Source organism: Micromonospora sp. NBC_01796 (assembly GCF_035917455.1).
Taxonomy (GTDB): domain Bacteria; phylum Actinomycetota; class Actinomycetes; order Mycobacteriales; family Micromonosporaceae; genus Micromonospora_G.
On the sequence record NZ_CP109078.1, the window covers coordinates 34,550 to 52,832 of the forward strand.

Here is an 18,283-nt window from a genome sequence, read left to right on the forward strand (position 1 = left end):
GGATCCGGGACGCAATACTATACGGCCCACCGGATGATCACTCAGTTGCCGATTTTTGGCCGGTCCCGACCCGAACGACCGGAAACGGCAGCCTGCGCACGGCCCGGAACAGCGTCGTGGTGGCCGGCAACACACCCCGGCCACCACGACGTACGGCAAGCGGGTCAGGCGCCGCGCAGGGTGGCGCCGAGCCGCGACGCCGCCTCGGCAACGGCCGCGTCGCGGGCGGCCACCGCCTCCTCCACGGTCAGGGTCCGGTCCGGCGCCCGGAAGGTGAGCTTGTACGCCAGCGACTTGCGCCCCGCCCCGAGCTGCGCCGAGGCGTAGACGTCGAAGAGCCGCAGCGACTCCAGCAGCTCCCCCGCACCGTCGGCCAACGCCCGTTGCACCTCCGCGGCGGCGACCTCCTCCGGCACCACCAACGCGACGTCGATCAACGCCGGCGGGAACCCGGAGATCCGGGGTGCCACCGGCACCGGTGCCGGTGGCAGCAGATCCAGGTCCAGTTCCATCGCGCTGGTCCGGCGAGGCAGTTCCAGCGCCTCGACGGTCGCCGGGTGCAGCTCGCCCGCGTACCCGACCACGGTGTCGTCGACCAGCACCTCGGCACAACGGCCGGGGTGCCAGGGCGCCCGTTGCGCCGCCCGTACCTCGACCCGGTCGGCGGGCAGACCGGCGGCGGCGAGCACGTTGCGGGCCGCCTCGACCGCGTCGGCCCAACCGGCCGGTTTGCCGGGGCCCCACCAACCGGTGCGCTCGACCTCACCGGCGAGCACCACGGCCACGTGTCGGGGCTGGTGCGGCAGGACCGCGTCGGCGGCGGCGAACTCGGCGTCGCTGGGCCGGTGGTCGACCCCCATCGGCGGCGGGCTGCCGGCACCGGGGCGGGACTCGAAGACCGTACCCAGCTCGTAGAGGGCCAGGTCGCGCGCGCCCCGACCGAGGTTGCGCTTGAGCGCGCCGAGCAACGGACCGAGCAGCGTCGTACGCAGCAACGGCTCCTCGTCGGAGAGCGGGTTGGCCAACCGGACCGCCCGGCGACGGGTGTCGTCGGCCGGCAGCCCGAGCGCGTCGAAGAGCTCCGGTGACACGAACGGGAACGACACCGTCTCGACGTACCCGTTCTCGGCCAGCATCCGGGCGACCGCCCGGACCCGCCGCTGTGCCTGGGTGAGCCCGCGCCCCGCCGGGGCGAGCGGCAGCACCGACGGCACCCGCTCGTAGCCGTCCAGCCGGACGACCTCCTCGACCAGGTCGGCCGGACCGGTGAGGTCGGGCCGCCAGGTCGGCGGGACCACCCGGAGCAGGTCCGCTTCGGTGACGACGGTGCAGCCGACCTCCTCCAACAGCGCGACCACCCGCGCCGTCGGGTACTCCACCCCGATCCGCCGGGTCGGCAGTTCCGGGTCGAGCGCGACCGGGGCCGGCGGGCTCACCTGCGAGAAGTCGAGGATCTCCGGGGCCGCCGTGCCACCGCCGTACGTGGTCAGCAGGGTGACCGCCCGATCCAGGGCGACCAGCGGCAGCGCCGGGTCCACCCCGCGCTCCCAGCGCTTGGCCGCCTCGCTGAACAGCTTGTGCCGTCGCGCGGTACGCCCGACCATCGCCGGCTGCCAGTGCGCCGCCTCGAACAGCACGTCGGTGGTGTCGGCGAGGACCTCGCTGGTCTGCCCACCCATCACCGCGGCGAGCGAGATCGGCAGCCCGTCGCCGTCCCCGGCGACCGGACTGGGCTGACCGGCGTCGCAGATCACCATGTCCTCGGGGTCCAGCACCCGGGTCACGCCGTCCAGTGTGGTCAGCTTCTCCCCCGGTTGCGCCCGGCGAACCACCAGCGTGCCGGTCAGCCGGTCGGCGTCGAACGCGTGCATCGGCTGGCCGAGTTCGAGCATCACGTAGTTGGTGATGTCGACCGGCAGCGAGATGTTCCGGATGCCGGCGACGGTGAGCCGCTGCCGCATCCACTGCGGGCTCTGCGCGGTCGGGTCGACACCCCGCACCAGGCGGGCGGCGAACCGGTCGCAGCCGACCGGGTCGCGGACCTCGACCGGGTACGCCGGCCGCTCGGTCCCGCCCGGTGCCGGCACCAGTGCCGGGTCCCGGAACGGCACCCCGAACGCGTGCGACAGTTCCCGGGCGATACCGCGTACGGACAGGCCGTAGCCCCGGTCGGGGGTGATCTCCAGTTCGACCACCACGTCGTCGAGCCCGACCACGGGGCGGGCGTCGTCACCGGGCTTGACGGCGGTGTCCGGCGACAGGACCAGGATCCCGGCGTGGTCGTCGCCGAGTCCGAGTTCCTTCACCGAGCAGATCATGCCGTTGGAGTTGTGCCCGTACGTCTTGCGGGCGCCGATCGCGAAGCCGCCGGGCAGCACACCGCCGGGCAGGATCACCACCACCCGGTCACCGGGGGCGAAGTTGGTGGCGCCGCAGACGATCTCCTGCAGCTCACCGGTGCCGTTGGCGGTGCCCACGTCGACCCGGCAGAACCGGATCGGCTTCTTGAAGCCGGTCAGCTCCTCGATCTCGCGTACCTCGCCGACGACCAGCGCACCGGTGACCGTGGTACGCAGGTCCACCATGGACTCGACCTCGAGCCCGAGGTTCACCAGCGCCCGTTCCAGGTCCTCGGTGCTGAGGTCGACGGGCAGGTCGACGTGCTCGCGCAGCCAGGAAATAGCAACTCGCATGACTCAGACCACCGCTTCCGAAGTTCGATTCCGCATGCCCGTCACGCCTCGACGCCGAGCGCGCCGGTGAACCGCACGTCCCCCTCGAACAGGTCACGCACCTCGCTCACCCCGTTGCGGACCATCACCGTACGGTCGACGCCCATGCCGAACGCGAAGCCGGAGTAGACGTCCGGGTCGATCCCGCAGGCGCGCAGCACCCGAGGGTTGACCATGCCGCAACCGCCCCACTCGACCCACTGCGGCCCGTTGCGGTGCTCCGGGAACCAGACGTCGAACTCGCCCGACGGCTCGGTGAACGGGAAGTAGTGCGGCCGCCAGCGGGTCCGGGCGTCCTGCCCGAACATCGACCGGGCGAAGTGGTCGAGCGTGCCGCGCAGGTGGGCCATGGTGATGCCCTTGTCCACGACCAGCCCCTCGACCTGGTGGAAGACCGGGCTGTGGGTGGCGTCCAGCTCGTCGGTGCGGTAGACCCGCCCCGGGCAGATGACGTAGATCGGGGGCTTGCGCGCCAGCATCGTCCGCGCCTGCACCGGCGAGGTGTGCGTACGCAGCACCAGCCCCGGTACGTCCACGTGGAAGGTGTCCATCAGGCCACGGGCCGGGTGGTCCGGCGGGATGTTGAGCGCGTCGAAGTTGGTCCACTCCAACTCCACCTCGGGGCCCTCGGCGATCTCGTACCCCATCCCGACGAAGAGATCACCGATCCGCTCCATCAGCAGGGTCAGCGGATGCCGGGCACCACGGGGGCGGCGGTCGTACGGCAGGGTGACGTCGACCCGCTCCTCGGCCAGCACCCGCTCGGCCTGGGCGCGCTGGAGTTCGGCCCGCCACTCGTCGTAGATCGTCTCGATCGCCCGGCGGGCCTCGTTGACCCGCTTGCCGGCGTCGGACTTGGCCGCCGGCGGCAGCGCGCCGATCTCCCGGCGGGCCAGCGAGACCGGTGCCCGGTCACCCAGGTGCTGGTGACGCAGGGCGGCCAGGGCGTCGGGGTCGGCGGCGTCGGCGAACGCCGCACGGGCGGCGGCGACGGCTTCGTCGAGGTTGTCCTGGTCGAGCAGGGCGACCTGTTTCGGGTCGTACGGATCGTTGCGGTAAGTCATGGCGTACGGGTGCTCCCTCACGGCGGAAGGCCTGCCTCGGCGGCGGCCATCAGAGTTTACGGACGCGCGGCGACGCCGCAGCCCGCCGGTGGGAGTAGGGAGCAGGAAAGGGTCAGACCTGCCGCCCGCCGACACCGGCGGGCTGGCTAAACGAGCACATCGAGGCACTCATCCCTGATCCCCCTTTGATCGCGACTGCGGGGCTCGCAAACCCGGCTCACTCCTCGCGCTCACGGCGCCAACCCTGGCTCGCGACTGCGGGGCTCGCAAACCCGGCTCACTCCTCGCGCTCACGGCGCCAACCCTGGCTCGCGACTGCGGGGCTCGCAAACCCGGCTCACTCCTCGCGCTCACGGGCCCTCATCGCTCTGGCCGAAGCGTACAGGCAGACGGCCGCGGCGGCAGCCAGGTTAAGGCTCTCGGCGCGGCCGTGCAGCGGCACCCGTACCCGGGCGTCGGCGGCGGCGGCCAGTTCGGCCGGCAGGCCGTGCGCCTCGGAGCCGAACAGCCAGGCGGTCGGCCGGGACAGTCCGCCGTCGTCGGCGAGGTCGTCCAGGTCGGTCTCGCCGTAACCGGAGGCGGCGAGCACGGTCAGCCCGGCGTCGCGCAGGCTGGTCACGACGGCGGCCGGGTCCTCGGACCGGACCACGTCGACGTGGAAGAGGCTGCCGGCCGAGGCCCGCACGCACTTGCCGTTGTACGGGTCGACGGCGTCACCGGCGAAGATGACCGCGCTCGCCCCGGCCGCGTCGGCGGTACGCAGCACGGTGCCGGCGTTGCCCGGATCCCGGATCTCGGCCAGTACGGTGACCAGCCGCGGGGACCGGTCGAGTGCCCGGTGCAGTGGTTGGTCGAACTGGTCGCAGACGGCGACGAGGCCCTGCGGCGCGACGGTCTCGGTCAACGCGGCGAGACCGTCGTCGGTCAGCGGCGAGACCGGCAGACCGGCCCGTCGGGCCACCTCGGCGAGGTCGGCGTACCGGTCCAGGGCGGCCGGGGTGCCGAAGAGTTCCCGCACCACTCCGGGGCGGTCGAGTGCTTCCCGGACCGCCTGCGGTCCCTCGGCGAGGAACCGTCGGGTGGTGTCCCGGTCCCGGCGCCGGTGCAGCCGCCGGGCGGCGACCACCCGGGGCGTACGCGCGGTGAAGTGCGGCGGGTCCGCGCCCCGGACATGGTCGAGGCGCCCCACCTGCGGTCCGGACGGCATTCGGGGCGCCTCGATCAACTTTTGCGGTGACTCAGGCGGCCTGGGCCGCCGCGCCGCCGGTGCCCTCGGCCGCAACCGCGGCACGGGCCACCTCGACGATGGCGGCGAAGGCCGTCGCGTCGTTGACGGCCAGGTCGGCCAGGATCTTGCGGTCGACCTCGACGCCAGCCAGCTTGAGGCCCTGGATCAGGCGGTTGTAGGTCATCCCGTTGGCGCGGGCGCCCGCGTTGATCCGGGTGATCCAGAGCTGCCGGAAGTCGCCCTTGCGGTCGCGACGGTCCCGGTAGGCGTACTGCATCGAGTGCAGCACCTGCTCCTTGGCCTTGCGGTACAGCCGGGAGCGCTGACCGCGGTAGCCACTGGCGGTCTCCAGCAGGGTACGACGCTTCTTCTGGGCGTTTACAGCCCGCTTGACGCGTGCCATCTCAACTACTCCTTCGGGTTAAGTGGCGGGCGCGTCAGCGGCCCAGCAGCTTCTTGATTCGCTTGGCGTCAACCTTGGCAACCTCGACCGTGCCGGTGAGCCGGCGGGTCTGGTTGGAGGGCTTCTTCTCCAGGTTGTGCCGCAGGCCAGCCTGCTGGGCGACGATCTTGCCGGAGCCGGTCACCTTGACCCGCTTGCCCATTCCGGTGTGGCTCTTCATCTTCGGCATCTGTTGCGTCTCTCCCCTGTTACTCGCCGGCGGTGCCGGCGGGTTCGACCGCGGGCTCGACTGACGGTGCCTCAACCGCCTCGCCGTCCTCGGTCGTCTCGGCGTCTCGCTCGCGCGGTCCGCCGGCCTTGGCTGCCGTGGCGGCGGCCTTGGTGGCGCGGTGCGGAGCCAGAACCATGATCATGTTTCGGCCGTCCTGCTTCGGCGCGGCCTCGACGTACCCCAGCTCCGAGATCTCCGACTCGAGTCGGCGGAGGAGCCGGTAGCCAAGTTCCGGGCGACTCTGCTCGCGACCACGGAACATGATCGTTACCTTGACCTTGTCACCCGCCTTGAGGAACCGCACCACGTGACCCTTTTTGGTCTCGTAGTCGTGCGGGTCGATCTTCGGCCGGAGTTTCATCTCCTTGATGACGGTCTGCTGCTGGTTACGCCGCGCTTCGCGCGCCTTGAGTGCGCTCTCGTACTTGAACTTGCCGAAGTCCATGAGCTTGCACACCGGCGGGCGCGCCATCGGCGCAACCTCGACCAGGTCCAGGTCGACGTCCGCGGCCAGCTGCAGAGCGCGCTCCAGCGGGACGATGCCCACCTGCTCACCCTCAGGGCCGACCAGTCGGACCTCACGTGCCCGGATCTGTTCGTTCACGCGTGGTTCGACGCTGATGGGGCCTCCTCGAGTCGGTAACTCCTTCGGTGCCGACCCCTGGGCCGGCTCCCCGGTGGGAACCGATCCGGAAAGCAGAAGGCCCCGGCGCATGCCAGGGCCCGCTCGACCGGTCAGTGCGACACGAAGCCACACGTCCGACCCGGATCAGGATCCGGGCCGTTGACCGGACCCGGCCACCGACTGGGGCGACTCGGGTGGGAGCAGGCGCTCCGCTTTACCGCTGTCACCGCGAGGGACAGCATGGTCGACCTGCCAATGTTAGCAGGTCGGGCCGATAGCCCGATAAACGGGCACCCCGGACGGCGGGTCGTAACGGCTCAGCTAGCGGCCGGCTGCCGTCGCGAGGCGTCGTGCAGGGCGCGCAGCGCGCGTACCCCGGCGACGGCGGCTTCCTTGTCCACCGCCTGCAGGGCGATCATCGGGACCAGCTCGTCGTCGTGCAGCTCCAGGCTCGCCCAGGGCGAGCCGTGATCGAAGCGCACCGCCCGGACCACCTCCCAGGGCAGGTTGTACGAGCCGAGCACGTTGCGCACGCGTACGCCCCGGGTGTCGGCCTCCACCTGCACCCGGGTGAAGAGCAGGATCACCAGCGCGCCGAGCACACCCAGACCGATCATGGCGAACGAGTCACCGCGCTGGAAGGTGGCGGTGCCCTGGCCGGTCGACCCGTGCAGGGCCAGCCCCAACGCGGTGAAGACCACCACCAGGGCCGGTGCCAGCACCCAGCACATCACCCGGAGCCGCCGCGGTCGCAGCCGTACGAGATCGGAGTCGGTCACGGCCATCATCCTGCCACCCCGGTCGGACCGGTGGTCGCCGTGGGGCGGACCACCCACCCGGAGACCACCACCGCGAGCAGGGTCAGCAGGGCTCCGGCGAACACCGCCACGCTGGCTCCCGGCCCGTCCGGCCGGAGCACGTCGAGCAACAGCGCACCGCCGAGTTGACCGGCGACGATGGCCAGGCCGCTACGGAGCACACCGACCGCCCGTACGCAGACCAGCAGGGCGACCACGACGCCGACCCCGACCGGCCCGCCCAGGTAGAGGTACCAGTCGGTCGGCCAGTGGATCGAACCGAGCCGACCGAACGCCCCGGCCACCGCCGCCACGGCGACGATCGCCGGGGTGCTGACCGCGAAGTTGACCGCCGTACCGGTGGCGGCACCCCCGACCGCCGAGATCCGGCCGTTCAGCGCCGCCGACAGGGCCACCAGGACACCACCGGCCGCGGCGAGCGCCACCAGTCCCACGGCCAGTTCACCCAACGGGCGGCCGAACTGGGCCAACGCCACCGCGCCGATTCCCAGGAGCGCGCCGAGCAGCCGGGGCGCGGTGACCGCCCGCCTGCCACCCGGAGCCAGCCCGACCCGGTCGACGCCCAGGCCACCGGCGCTGTTGCCGGCCACCTGGGCGATGGTGAACACGGCCACCCCGAGCGCCGGCACCACGTACGTCGCGATCACCACGAACCCGCCGCCGCCCAGCCCACCGAGGTAGCTCCACCAGGGCAGCCGGGCCCGGCGCAGTACGCCGAACCCGGCCCGCATCGACGGGAGCGCCAGCAGGCCGACCAGGAGCAGGGCGACCCCGCCGGCGTTGTTGACCACCGCGCCCATGGCCGGGTTGCCGACCCGGGCGCCGAGTTCGGCGTTCGCCGCGCTCTGCACCGCCGAACCGACCCCGCCGAGCACCGCCAGTCCGAGCGCCAACCAGGGCGGGAAGATCCTCACCCGGCGAGCCTCACAGGCGACAGGCGTGGATGTCTGTGACCAGGATCGCCCGGGCGCCGAGATCGTACAGTTCGTCCATGATCCGGTGTACGTCGCTGCGCAGCACCATGGCCTGGACCGCCACCCAGCCCTCCCGGTGCAGCGGCGAGATGGTCGGCGACTCGATGCCGGGGGTCAGCGCGGTGGCCCGGTCGAGCAGGTCGGCGCGGACGTCGTAGGCGAGCATCACGTACCGCCGGGCGACCAGCACCCCGTGCAGCCGGCGCAGCAACTGGTCCGCCTGGTTGTGCGCCGGGGCACCGAGCCGGCGGATCATCACCGCCGAGGAGCGCAGGATCGGCTCCCCGATGATCACCAGACCGGCCTGGCGCAGGGTGGCACCGGTCTCCACCACGTCGGCGACGACATCGGCGACGCCGAGCCGGACCGCGTTCTCGACCGCGCCGTCGAGCCGGACCACGTCCGCCTTCAGGCCGTGCTCGACCAGGTGACGCTCCACCACCCCGGGGTACGCGGTGGCGATCCGCCGGCCACCGATCTGGTCGGCCGAGGTGATGGTCTCCGGTGAGGCGGCGAACCGGAAGGTGGCGCCGCCGAAGTTGAGGTCGAGCACCTCCTCGGCCGGGCTGCCGGCGTCGATCAGCAGATCCCGGCCGGTGATGCCGAGATCGAGATCGCCGGAACCGACGTAGGTGGCGATGTCACGGGGACGCAGGTAGAAGAACTCGACGTCGTTCGGCTCGTCCCGGCAGACCAGGTCCTTCGGGTCGGTGCGCTGGCGGTAGCCCGCCTCGCGCAGCATCTGCGCCGCGGGAGCGGACAGGGTGCCCTTGTTGGGGATGGCGATGCGCAGCATCGTGAGGTGCTCCTTCGATCGGCTGGATCAGGGTTCGACCGTTGAATCGGGGGCGTGGCACCTCAGAGATGTCGGTAGACGTCCTTGAGCTCCAGTCCGGTGGCGAGCATCAGCACCTGGGCCTGGTAGAGCAGTTGGGAGATCTCCTCGGCGGCACGCTCGGGGCCCTCGTGCTCGGCCGCCATCCACGACTCGGCCGCCTCCTCGACGACCTTCTTGCCGATCGCGTGCACGCCGCGTTCCAGGGCGGCCACCGTCGCCGAGCCCGGAGTGCCGGCGGCGGCCTTGGCCTGCAGCTCGGCGAACAGCTCTTCGAACGTCTTCACGGAATCGGATTCTCGCAGCCCCCCGACGCCGGGTGGCGCGCCGGGTCGGTCGGCGGCCATCAGGTGGACCGGTCGGCCGGCCGACCCGCCCCGAGCGTCCGGCGCAGCGCCGCGGCGCCCCGGGCGGTGTGGCTCTTGACCGCACCCCGGCTCAGGCCCATCAGCTCGGCGGTCTCCGCCTCCGACAGGTCGGCGTAGTAGCGCAGCACGATCGCCTCCCGCTGCCGGGCGGGCAGTGCCCGCAGGGCGGCGAGCACCGTGTCGTACCGGAGCAGGGCGAGTGCCCCGGCCTCGGCGGACGGTGCGTCCGGTCCCGGCCGGGCGGTCGCCAGGTGGGCCTGGACCACCCGGCGGTGGCGCAGCGCCGACCGGGACCGGTTGACCACCGTCACCCGCAGGTACGTCAGCGCCCGGTCGGAGTCGCGCAGGCACGGCCAGCGCCGGTGCAGGGCCACGTACGCGTCCTGCACGATCTCCTCGGCCGTGCCCAGGTCGTGCAGGAGCAGTACGGCGAGCCGGACCAGCGGGCGGTAGTGGACAACGAAGAGGTGGGTGACCTCCTCGTCCGCCCCCGACTGCGGTGCCCGCGGGTACGGCATGCTCCTCCCGCCGGGCGCGTCGATCAACGGATGGTCACCCGGGGCCGACGCGCGGGTCCTGGTTCCGGTTTACGCCCGGACGGAGGGACACGCCAGCGTGCCGCCAGAAGCCGACCGATGCCGGCAACCGGGCGGACCGGTAATCCCTACCAATGTGGTGGGGCACTCTATGGACGGGTTCCCGCCTGCGCCTATGCTGTCGGCCATGGCTCGCCGTACGGTGCCGGTCGCCCTCGGGGCCGCGACCGCCCTTCTCGCCGCCCTCGCCGGCTGCGCCCCGCAGGAAGTGGAACCGACTCCCTCCCAGCCCGCCGCCGCGTCCTGTGCGAAGGATTCGCTGACCACCAAGACGCCGGGCAAGCTGACCATCGGCACCGACGACCCGGCGTACGAGCCGTGGTTCAGGGACAACAAGCCGGACAACGGCGAGGGCTTCGAGGCGGCGGTCGCGTACGCGGTCGCGGAACGGCTCGGATACGCCCGTACCGACGTGGTCTGGAACCGGGTCAAGTTCGAGAACGCGATCGCACCGGGGCCGAAGGACTTCGACTTCGACATCAACCAGTTCTCCATCACCGAGGAGCGCAAGCAGGCGGTCGACTTCTCCGCGCCGTACTACCTGGTACGCCAGACGGTGATCGCGCTGAAGTCGTCGAAGATCGCCGGTAAGACCACCCTGGCCGACCTCAAGACCGCCAAGCTCGGCGCCCAGGTCGGGACCACCAGCTACCAGGCGATCACCGACGTGATCAAGCCCGGTCCGCAGCCCCAGGTGTTCAACACCAACGACGACGCCAAGAAGGCGCTGCAGAACGGGCAGATCGACGGCCTGGTGGTGGACCTGCCGACCGCGTTCTACATCACCGGTGCCGAACTCACCGACGCCACGATCGTCGGCCAGGTGCCGCAGGTCGGCGTACCGGAGACGTTCGGGCTGGTGCTGGACAAGGGGTCGCGGCTGACCGGCTGCGTCGGCGGTGCGGTCACCGCGCTGCGCGAGGCGGGCACGCTCGGCGAGCTGGAGCAGAAGTGGCTCGCCCAGGTGGCGGGCGCACTCGAACTGACGTGAGCGGACCCATCCGGACCGACGACCGACCGCTCGACCACGCACCCTCCGAGATCGCCCGCGCGCGGGCCGTCCACCGGCGCCGGCAGACGGTCCGGTCGGTGCTGGTCGCCGCGGCGTCCACCGGTGTGCTGGGCACGCTGCTGGTGGTCGCGGTCACCGGGTCGCCCGGCTGGGCCCGCGTACGGCAGTCCTTCCTCGACCTGGACATCGCCCGCGCGGCCCTGCCGGACGTGCTCACCGGGCTCTGGCTCAACGTCCGGCTGCTCTTCTTCTGTGCCCTCGGAGCGCTGGCCCTGGGCCTGGTGGTGGCACTGCTGCGAACCCTGCGCGGACCGGTCTTCTTCCCGGTCCGGGCGCTGGCCACCGGCTACACCTACACCTTCCGCGGGCTGCCGCTGATCATCGTCCTGTACGTGTTCACCCTCGGCGTGCCGGGGCTGCGACTGCAGGGCATGCCGCCGGTGCTGGTGCTCGGCGGGTGCGCGCTGGTGATCACGTACAGCGGTTACCTGGCGGAGGTGTTCCGGGCCGGCATCGAGTCGGTGCACCCGAGCCAGTTCGCCGCCGGTCGCTCCCTCGGGCTGACCTACCGGCAGACCATGCGGCACGTGGTGCTGCCGCAGGCCGCCCGCCGGGTGGCCCCACCCCTGCTCAACGACGTGGTGGCGCTGCAGAAGGACGTGGGGCTGGTCTCCCTGGCCGGTCCGATCGACGCGGTACGGGCAGCCCAGATCCAGACCGCCGAACACTTCAACTACACCCCGTACATCGTGGCCGGGGTGCTCTTCGTGTTGCTCGCGATCCCGCTGATCGCGGTGACCGACTGGGTGACGCTACGGGCCGCGCGCCGGCAGGCGGGGCACTGACATGACACTGACCGACCACACCACCCCGACCCCGCAGCCGTCCGAGGACCGTGCCACCGGTCTGCTGTCCTGCCGGGGGCTGCGGAAGTCGTTCGGCGGGCGGACCGTCCTCGACGGGCTCGACCTGGACGTGGCCGAGCACGAGGTGGTGGCCCTGATCGGGGCGTCCGGCTCGGGCAAGTCGACGCTGCTGCGCTGCCTGAACCTGCTGGAGGAGATCGACGACGGCACGATCCACCTGGACGGCGAGCACATCACCGACCCCCGGATCGACCCCGACCGGGTACGCCGCCGGATCGGCATCGTGTTCCAGTCGTACAACCTGTTCCCGCACCTGAGCGTGCTGGACAACATCACCCTGGCACCGCTGCGGGTGCACCGGCGGACGCGGGCCGACGCGGAGGCGCAGGCCCGTGAGCTGCTCGACCGGGTGGGCCTGGCCGACAAGGCGCGGGACTATCCGGACCGGCTCTCCGGCGGGCAGCAGCAGCGGGTGGCGATCGTCCGGGCGCTGGTCAACTCGCCCCGGCTGATGCTGCTCGACGAGGTCACCTCGGCGCTCGACCCGGAACTGGTGGGTGAGGTGCTGAGCCTGATCCGGGAGCTGAAGGCGGACGGGATGACGATGGTGCTGGCCACCCACGAGATGGGTTTCGCCCGTGACGTCGCCGACCGGGTCTGCTTCCTCGACGGCGGCCGGGTGATCGAGCAGGGGCCACCGGCGCGGGTGCTGGGCGAGCCGACCGAGCCGCGTACCCGCCAGTTCCTGCGGCGGATCATCGAGGCCGGCCGGCTCTGAACCCGGCGTACGTGGGGCGGGCGGATCAGCCGCCGAAACCGACCGGAACCGTACGCTTGCCCAGTCCCCGGATCGCCAGCGCGGCGTCCAGGGCGGCGACGGTCGCGGCCCAGCCCTTGTCCTCGGCCGAACCGGGCAGACCGGCCCGGTCCCGCGCCTGTTCGAGATTGTTGACCGTGAGCACGCCCTGCCCGACCGGCTTGCCGGCGTCGAGCGCGACCCGGGTCAGCCCGTCGGTGACCGAACGGCAGACGTAGTCGAAGTGGGCGGTGTCGCCACGGATCACCACGCCGAGCGCCACCACCACGTCACAGTCGCGGGCCAACGCCTGGGCCACGATCGGCAGCTCCACGGAGCCGGCGACCCTGGCCACCCGTACGTCCCGGACGCCGGACGCCTCGGCGGCGGCCACCGCCCGTTCGACCATGTGGTCGGTCAGTTCGGCGTGCCAGCGGGCCGCCACCACCCCGACGGTCAGCCCCGCGGCGTCCACCGCGGTCACTCCCGGTTCCCCGAAACCAGCCATCGTTACGCCGATCCTTCCGTGATCCCGTCGAGCTCACCCAGCAGGTGGCCCATCCGGTCCCGCTTGGTCCGCAGGTAGCGGACGTTCTCCGGGGTGGCCCGCACCGGCAGGCCCTCCCGCCCGGTGATGGTCAGCCCGTAACCCTCCAGCCCGGCCCGCTTCGCCGGGTTGTTGGTGAGCAGCCGCATGGAACGTACGCCCAGGTCGTAGAGGATCTGCGCACCGGTGCCGTAGTCGCGGGCGTCGGCCGGCAGACCCAGGTCCAGGTTCGCGTCGACGGTGTCCCGGCCCTGGTCCTGCAACTGGTACGCCTGGAGCTTGTGCACCAGGCCGATACCGCGCCCCTCGTGCCCGCGTACGTAGAGCACCACCCCGCGGCCCTCCTGCGCCACCCGGGCCAGGGCGGCCTGCAACTGCGGCCCGCAGTCGCAGCGCAGGGAGCCGAACACGTCCCCGGTGAGGCACTCGGAGTGCACCCGGACGAGTACGTCCTGCCCGTCGGCGAGGTCGCCGTAGACGAGCGCGACGTGCTCGGCTGCGTCATTATCGACCGTGTAGCCGAACGCCTTGAACAGCCCGTACGGGGTGGGTAGCTGCGCCTGCGCATCCTGGTGGACCTGCTTCTCGGTCCGCCGCCGGTACGCGATCAGGTCGGCGATGCTGATCAGGGTCAGCCCGTGCTCGGCGCTGAACTTCTCCAGGTCGGGCAGGCGCATCATGGTGCCGTCGTCGTTGACCAGTTCGCAGAGCACCCCGGCGGGCCGCAGCCCGGCGAGCCGGGTCAGGTCGATCGCGGCCTCGGTGTGTCCGGCCCGGCGCAGCACCCCGCCGGCCCGTGCCCGCAGCGGCACCACGTGCCCCGGTCGGGCCAGGTCGGTCGGCTGGGTCGCCGGGTCGGCGAGCAGCCGGATGGTGTGCGCCCGGTCGGCGGCCGAGATGCCGGTGGTGACACCCTCGCGGGCGTCCACCGTCACCGTGTACGCGGTGCCCCGACGGTCCTGGTTGGTGTGGTACATCGGCGGCAGTTCGAGCCGGTCGGCCTCCTGCTCGGTGATCGGGGCGCAGATGTAACCCGAGGTGTACCGGACGGTGAAGGCCAGCAGTTCCGGTGTGGCCAGCTCCGCCGCGAAGATCAGGTCGCCCTCGTTCTCCCGGTCGGCGTCGTCGACCACGACCACCGGCCGTCCGGCCGCGATCTGCGCGATCGCCTCCTCGATCGGGGCGAAGACGGGGGCGGAGCCGCTGTCCGGTGCCGATTCGGTGTCGACCTCGGTCTCGGTCTGCACGAAATCCGATTCGATGACGCTCGACTCGCTCATGACATGGCCTTTCCGGTGCCGAGTAGCCGCTCGACGTACTTGGCGACGACGTCCACCTCGAGGTTGACCGGGTCGCCGATCTTCTTGTGCCCCAGCGTGGTGAGCTTGAGCGTGGTCGGGATCAGGCCGACGGCGAAGGTGTCGTCGCCGATCTCCGAGATGGTCAGGGACACTCCGTCGACGGTGATGGAGCCCTTCTCCACCGCGTAGCGCGCGATGCCGGCCGGCAACGAGAACCGGACCGTCTCCCACTGCTCGGCCGGTTCCCGGCCGATGATCTCGGCGACCCCGTCGACGTGGCCCTGCACCAGGTGCCCGCCGAGCCGGGTGCCGAGCGTCGCCGCCCGTTCCAGGTTGACCGGGTCGCCGGCGCGCAGCGCGCCGAGGGAGGACCGGTTCAGGGTCTCCCCCATCACGTCGGCGGTGAACACGTCACCACCGACGTCGACCACGGTCAGACAGACGCCGTTAACCGAGATCGAGTCGCCGTGCTTGGCGTCCGAGGTGACGACCGGGCCGCGTACCGCGATCAGCGCGGAGTCCGTACCCGTGTCGGTCAGTTTCACGACCTCGCCCAGTTCCTCGACAATGCCGGTGAACATGTCTCAGCCCTCCCTCTTCCGGGGCAGCGCGGTGATCCGCAGGTCGGGACCGACCTGCGTGATGTCGACGAAATCGAGGTCGATGACCTCGGAGATGGTGCGGGGGCCGGCGTCCGCGAGCGCGGCCGGGCCGGCGCCGAGCAGCTTCGGTGCCACGTAGCCGATGACCTTGTCGACCAGGCCGAGGGCGAGGAAGGCGCCGGCGAGGGTCGGTCCGCCCTCCAGTAGCGCGGCCCGGACGCCGCGCTGGTACAGCTCGGCGAGCAGGGCCTCCAGGTCGACCCGGTCGTCCTTGTTGGCGCCGAGCTCCGCGGTGGTCACCACCCAGGTGCGGGCGGCGCCGTCGCGCACGCGGGCATCCGCCGGGGTACGACCGGAGCTGTCCACCACCACCCGCAGCGGCTGCCGGATGGCCAGGCTGCCGTCGCGCAGGTTCCGGGCGGTCAGTCGCGGGTCGTCGGCGATGACCGTGCCGACCCCGGCGATCACCGCGTCCACGGTGCCGCGCAGGGCGTGCACGTCCATCCGGGCGGCCTCGGAGGTGATCCACATGCTGGTGCCGTCGGCGGCGGCGGAGCGCCCGTCGAGGGTCGAGGCGTACTTCCAGATGACGTACGGACGGCCCCGGCGTACGGCGGTCAGCCAGGCGATGTTGCCGGCTTCGACCTCGGCTGACCGTACCCCGATCTCGACCTCGACCCCGGCGTCCCGGAGGGTGTCCGCGCCACCGGAGGCGACCAGGTTCGGATCCGCCACCCCGATCACCACCCGGGCCACCCCGGCCCGGATCAGCGCGCCGGTGCACGGCCCCGTACGGCCGGTGTGGTCGCAGGGTTCGAGGGTGACGACGGCGGTGCCGCCGCGGGCGCGCTCACCGGCCTGGGCCAGCGCGACGATCTCGGCGTGCGGCCCACCGGCGTAGGCGTGGAAGCCCTCGCCGACCAACTCGCCGTCGGCGTCGAGCAGTACGCAGCCGACCACCGGATTGGGGCTGGTGCTGCCCAAGCCGCGGGCGGCCAGCTCGATCGCCCGACGCATCGCCGCATCGGCGGAGACGCTCACCATGTCCTGCGCCCTACTCTCCTCGCTCGTCGGTCAAACGCGCGACGAGTGGGAGGCATTCCGGCACTTGACCGGCGCAGGCGGCGGCGGAGAAACCCGGGGACGGCACAGCCGACCCCGGCAGAGTCCCGGACCGGGGCGCCCGAGGGTGCCGGCCGAGACCTGTCCGTCCCGCGCGCTGTCTCCCATCCGGACTGTCTGAGTGCGGGCAGAGAAGCCCGCGCTCAACCGTCGGCCCCGGGTTCTCACCAGGTCCACCGCTCGACACAGGGTCGATCGGGTCGCGGGCTTACCGTGGCCGAGGCCGCGGATCACCGCCGGTTCGGAATTTCACCGAGTCCCGCCAGCGCGTGGTGGGTACGTTGTGAGTCTTACACGGTTTCGGGCCTCGATCGCCATCTACGCGACCTAGTTCACAGCGCTGATCATCACCACGTCCCGCGCAATCAGGCGGGAATAATCCGGCGTACCCGGATCAGCCCTCGACCCGGCGCCGATCGACCGCCACGTACGAGCCGGGTTGGTGCTTGGCCAGACTCTTCATCTCCGAGGCGGCGGCGATCACCTCGAGCGGGTCGGTGAACCGCCGCTCGGGCACCGACAGGGAGACCCCGATGGAGAGGGTGACCAGGGCCGCCTTTTTCACGTTGCCCCGCCGGTCCTTCAACTCGACGAAGCCGCGCTGGGCGTCGGAGGGGTCGTACAACTCGTCGGCGGTCTTCTCGAAGTCGACCACGGCCCGCTCGGTGATCGGGCGTACCTGCTCCGGGGCGCAGACGATGACGAAGTCGTCGCCGCCGATGTGGCCGAGGAACGCCGGTGGCAGCCCGACCGAGACCACCGCCCGGTGCAGGCTCCGGGCGAGGGCGCTGATGAACTCGTCGCCCCGGCTGAAGCCGTACCGGTCGTTGACGCTCTTGAACCGGTCGATGTCGACGTAGCCGACGGCGTAGTCGACGCCGCTGCGTACCCGGTCGGTGATCTCCCGGCGGACCCGGCTGTTGCCGGGCAGGCCGGTCAGCGGGGAGACCTCCCGGAATTCCTTGTTCCGGCGCAGGGTGGAGCTGACCCGGGCGATCAACTCGGCGGTGTCGAACGGTTTGACCAGGTAGTCGTCGGCCCCGGCAGTGAGGCCGTGCACCTTGTCCACGGTCATGCCCTTGGCGGTCAGCATGATCACCGGCAGGGCCGAGGTCATCGGGTCGGCGCGCAGCCGGCGGGTCAGTTCGAGCCCGTCGATCCGGGGCATCATCAGGTCGACCACGGCGAGGTCGGGGCGGTGCTCCTCGATCATCTCGAGGGCTTCCTGGCCGTCGCGGGCCTTCAGCACGTCGAAACCGTGCAGACGTAGATTGAACTCGACAAAACGGGCAATGTCGACGTCATCGTCCACCACCAGGATCACGTCCTGGCGCTCCTCGACCGGATCGACGCTCACGACCGCGCCACAGCCCGCTGTGCCAGCCCGCGCAGGTGGCCGATCGCCGCCGCCGGATCGTCCGCGCCGTACACGGCGGTGCCGGCCACGAAGGCGTCCGCACCGGCCGCCGCGGCCTGCTCGATGGTGTCGGCGGCGATCCCACCGTCGACCTCGATCCGCAGTTCGAGATGACCGGTGGCCGCGTGCCGACGGGCCGCCCGGACCTTGTCCAGCAGCTCGGGAATGAACCGCTGCCCGCCGAAACCCGCCTTGATCGTCATGATCAGCAGGGTGTCGAAGCTCGGCAGGAGGTCCAGGTACGGCTCGATCGGGGTGTCCCGGTCGATGGCCAGCCCCGCCTTCGCACCCGCCGAACGCAGGTCCTTGGCCAGCGCCACCGGGTTGTCGCACGCCTCGGCGTGGAAGGTCACGTTGTACGCCCCGGCATCGGCGTAGGCCGGCGCCCACCGCCTCGGGTCCTCGATCATGAGGTGCACGTCGAACGGCAGCGTGGTGACCGCGAGCAGGCTCTGCACCACCGGCAGCCCGATGGTCAGGTTGGGTACGAAGTGGTTGTCCATCACATCGACGTGCAGCCAGTCGGCCGCGGACTCGACCACCCTGGCCTCGTCGGCGAGATGCGCGAAATCCGCGGCGAGGATGCTGGGCGCGATGATCGGCGTCGGTGCGGTCACGGCGCCAGTCTACGAACGGACGCCAGCCGTACGACACGGGCCACCACACCGTCCCACGGTCGGACGGCCGCAAGGTCGGGCGTACGGGT

General features: G+C 71.6%; 20 protein-coding genes and 1 riboswitch. Of the genes, 3 read left to right on the plus strand and 17 right to left on the minus strand.

The genetic code is table 11. From position 1 onward, the window contains the following. Positions 1-164: 164 nt before the first annotated feature. The 11 genes from pheT to OIE47_RS00215 all read right to left on the minus strand — a co-directional run bounded on the left by pheT (position 165) and on the right by OIE47_RS00215 (position 9,836). Positions 165-2,693 (minus strand): phenylalanine--tRNA ligase subunit beta, encoded by a 2,529-nt coding sequence (pheT, locus tag OIE47_RS00165; protein ID WP_326559413.1) that lies wholly within the window; start codon positions 2,691-2,693, stop codon positions 165-167. A gap of 41 nt (positions 2,694-2,734) precedes the next feature. After that, on the minus strand, positions 2,735-3,796 hold the full coding sequence (locus tag OIE47_RS00170; RefSeq protein WP_326559414.1) for a phenylalanine--tRNA ligase subunit alpha: 1,062 nt from the start codon (positions 3,794-3,796) through the stop codon (positions 2,735-2,737). Positions 3,797-4,133: 337 nt separating this feature from the next. Next, positions 4,134-5,003: a TrmH family RNA methyltransferase gene (locus OIE47_RS00175; RefSeq protein WP_326559415.1), complete on the minus strand. Its 870-nt coding sequence runs from the start codon at positions 5,001-5,003 to the stop codon at positions 4,134-4,136. 31 nt (positions 5,004-5,034) lie between these two features. Then, positions 5,035-5,427, minus strand: coding sequence for a 50S ribosomal protein L20 (gene rplT, locus OIE47_RS00180; RefSeq protein WP_145777279.1), 393 nt, complete (start codon positions 5,425-5,427; stop codon positions 5,035-5,037). 34 nt (positions 5,428-5,461) lie between these two features. Continuing rightward, complete coding sequence (gene rpmI / locus OIE47_RS00185; protein WP_326559416.1) at positions 5,462-5,656, minus strand: 50S ribosomal protein L35; 195 nt, start codon at positions 5,654-5,656, stop codon at positions 5,462-5,464. Between the two features lie 19 nt (positions 5,657-5,675). Then, positions 5,676-6,302, minus strand: coding sequence for a translation initiation factor IF-3 (gene infC / locus OIE47_RS00190; protein WP_326559417.1), 627 nt, complete (start codon positions 6,300-6,302; stop codon positions 5,676-5,678). 338 nt (positions 6,303-6,640) lie between these two features. Then, positions 6,641-7,108, minus strand: a complete 468-nt coding sequence (locus OIE47_RS00195) for a PH domain-containing protein (protein ID WP_442792122.1) — start codon at positions 7,106-7,108, stop codon at positions 6,641-6,643. Continuing rightward, positions 7,108-8,055: a DMT family transporter gene (locus OIE47_RS00200; protein ID WP_326559419.1), complete on the minus strand. Its 948-nt coding sequence runs from the start codon at positions 8,053-8,055 to the stop codon at positions 7,108-7,110. Before OIE47_RS00200 ends, OIE47_RS00195 begins: the two co-directional genes overlap by 1 nt. Positions 8,056-8,065: 10 nt before the next feature. Beyond that, positions 8,066-8,911: an ATP phosphoribosyltransferase gene (hisG, locus tag OIE47_RS00205; protein ID WP_326559420.1), complete on the minus strand. Its 846-nt coding sequence runs from the start codon at positions 8,909-8,911 to the stop codon at positions 8,066-8,068. Between the two features lie 62 nt (positions 8,912-8,973). Beyond that, positions 8,974-9,237: a phosphoribosyl-ATP diphosphatase gene (locus OIE47_RS00210; RefSeq protein WP_121159833.1), complete on the minus strand. Its 264-nt coding sequence runs from the start codon at positions 9,235-9,237 to the stop codon at positions 8,974-8,976. A 59-nt stretch (positions 9,238-9,296) separates the two neighbouring features. After that, positions 9,297-9,836 carry a SigE family RNA polymerase sigma factor gene (locus OIE47_RS00215; RefSeq protein WP_326559422.1) on the minus strand — a complete coding sequence of 180 codons (540 nt, stop codon included), beginning with the start codon at positions 9,834-9,836 and terminating at the stop codon, positions 9,297-9,299. Positions 9,837-10,041: 205 nt separating this feature from the next. Between OIE47_RS00215 and OIE47_RS00220 the strand changes: the two genes are divergently transcribed. From OIE47_RS00220 to OIE47_RS00230, 3 genes are read left to right on the plus strand one after another with little or no spacing between them, the layout of a single operon-like run. After that, positions 10,042-10,905 (plus strand): ABC transporter substrate-binding protein, encoded by an 864-nt coding sequence (locus OIE47_RS00220; protein WP_326559423.1) that lies wholly within the window; start codon positions 10,042-10,044, stop codon positions 10,903-10,905. Further along, positions 10,902-11,771, plus strand: a complete 870-nt coding sequence (locus OIE47_RS00225) for an amino acid ABC transporter permease (protein WP_442792033.1) — start codon at positions 10,902-10,904, stop codon at positions 11,769-11,771. The genes OIE47_RS00220 and OIE47_RS00225 overlap by 4 nt, the downstream gene beginning before the upstream one ends. A 1-nt stretch (position 11,772) precedes the next feature. After that, a complete protein-coding gene (locus tag OIE47_RS00230) occupies positions 11,773-12,570 on the plus strand; it encodes an amino acid ABC transporter ATP-binding protein (protein WP_326559424.1) in 798 nt (265 codons plus the stop codon). Between the two features lie 25 nt (positions 12,571-12,595). Here the strand turns inward: OIE47_RS00230 and ribH are convergent, their stop codons facing one another. The 6 genes from ribH to rpe all read right to left on the minus strand — a co-directional run bounded on the left by ribH (position 12,596) and on the right by rpe (position 18,194). After that, entirely contained in the window at positions 12,596-13,096 is a 501-nt protein-coding gene (ribH, locus tag OIE47_RS00235; RefSeq protein ID WP_326559425.1) for a 6,7-dimethyl-8-ribityllumazine synthase, read from the minus strand. A 2-nt stretch (positions 13,097-13,098) separates the two neighbouring features. Continuing rightward, positions 13,099-14,415 carry a bifunctional 3,4-dihydroxy-2-butanone-4-phosphate synthase/GTP cyclohydrolase II gene (locus tag OIE47_RS00240; protein ID WP_326559426.1) on the minus strand — a complete coding sequence of 439 codons (1,317 nt, stop codon included), beginning with the start codon at positions 14,413-14,415 and terminating at the stop codon, positions 13,099-13,101. Further along, entirely contained in the window at positions 14,412-15,017 is a 606-nt protein-coding gene (locus tag OIE47_RS00245; protein WP_326559427.1) for a riboflavin synthase, read from the minus strand. The genes OIE47_RS00240 and OIE47_RS00245 overlap by 4 nt, the downstream gene beginning before the upstream one ends. A gap of 3 nt (positions 15,018-15,020) precedes the next feature. Further along, positions 15,021-16,082: a bifunctional diaminohydroxyphosphoribosylaminopyrimidine deaminase/5-amino-6-(5-phosphoribosylamino)uracil reductase RibD gene (gene ribD, locus OIE47_RS00250; RefSeq protein ID WP_326559428.1), complete on the minus strand. Its 1,062-nt coding sequence runs from the start codon at positions 16,080-16,082 to the stop codon at positions 15,021-15,023. Positions 16,083-16,252: 170 nt separating this feature from the next. Next, positions 16,253-16,431: riboswitch (FMN riboswitch) on the minus strand. Positions 16,432-16,554: 123 nt separating this feature from the next. Further along, on the minus strand, positions 16,555-17,517 hold the full coding sequence (locus OIE47_RS00255) for a GGDEF domain-containing response regulator (protein WP_326559429.1): 963 nt from the start codon (positions 17,515-17,517) through the stop codon (positions 16,555-16,557). Then, positions 17,514-18,194 carry a ribulose-phosphate 3-epimerase gene (gene rpe, locus OIE47_RS00260; RefSeq protein ID WP_326559430.1) on the minus strand — a complete coding sequence of 227 codons (681 nt, stop codon included), beginning with the start codon at positions 18,192-18,194 and terminating at the stop codon, positions 17,514-17,516. The genes OIE47_RS00255 and rpe overlap by 4 nt, the downstream gene beginning before the upstream one ends. Between the last annotated feature and the right edge of the window lie 89 nt (positions 18,195-18,283).

Coding starts and splice junctions, on each gene's coding strand:
- OIE47_RS00195 (WP_442792122.1), bottom strand. CDS start 7,108: ATGGCCGTGACCGACTCCGATCTCGTACGGCTGCGACCGCGGCGGCTC.
- OIE47_RS00170 (WP_326559414.1), bottom strand. CDS start 3,796: ATGACTTACCGCAACGATCCGTACGACCCGAAACAGGTCGCCCTGCTC.
- ribH (WP_326559425.1), bottom strand. CDS start 13,096: ATGGCTGGTTTCGGGGAACCGGGAGTGACCGCGGTGGACGCCGCGGGG.
- OIE47_RS00215 (WP_326559422.1), bottom strand. CDS start 9,836: ATGCCGTACCCGCGGGCACCGCAGTCGGGGGCGGACGAGGAGGTCACC.
- OIE47_RS00230 (WP_326559424.1), top strand. CDS start 11,773: ATGACACTGACCGACCACACCACCCCGACCCCGCAGCCGTCCGAGGAC.
- rpmI (WP_326559416.1), bottom strand. CDS start 5,656: ATGCCGAAGATGAAGAGCCACACCGGAATGGGCAAGCGGGTCAAGGTG.
- hisG (WP_326559420.1), bottom strand. CDS start 8,911: ATGCTGCGCATCGCCATCCCCAACAAGGGCACCCTGTCCGCTCCCGCG.
- pheT (WP_326559413.1), bottom strand. CDS start 2,693: ATGCGAGTTGCTATTTCCTGGCTGCGCGAGCACGTCGACCTGCCCGTC.
- OIE47_RS00175 (WP_326559415.1), bottom strand. CDS start 5,003: ATGCCGTCCGGACCGCAGGTGGGGCGCCTCGACCATGTCCGGGGCGCG.
- OIE47_RS00220 (WP_326559423.1), top strand. CDS start 10,042: ATGGCTCGCCGTACGGTGCCGGTCGCCCTCGGGGCCGCGACCGCCCTT.
- OIE47_RS00240 (WP_326559426.1), bottom strand. CDS start 14,415: ATGAGCGAGTCGAGCGTCATCGAATCGGATTTCGTGCAGACCGAGACC.
- OIE47_RS00245 (WP_326559427.1), bottom strand. CDS start 15,017: ATGTTCACCGGCATTGTCGAGGAACTGGGCGAGGTCGTGAAACTGACC.
- rplT (WP_145777279.1), bottom strand. CDS start 5,427: ATGGCACGCGTCAAGCGGGCTGTAAACGCCCAGAAGAAGCGTCGTACC.
- ribD (WP_326559428.1), bottom strand. CDS start 16,082: ATGGTGAGCGTCTCCGCCGATGCGGCGATGCGTCGGGCGATCGAGCTG.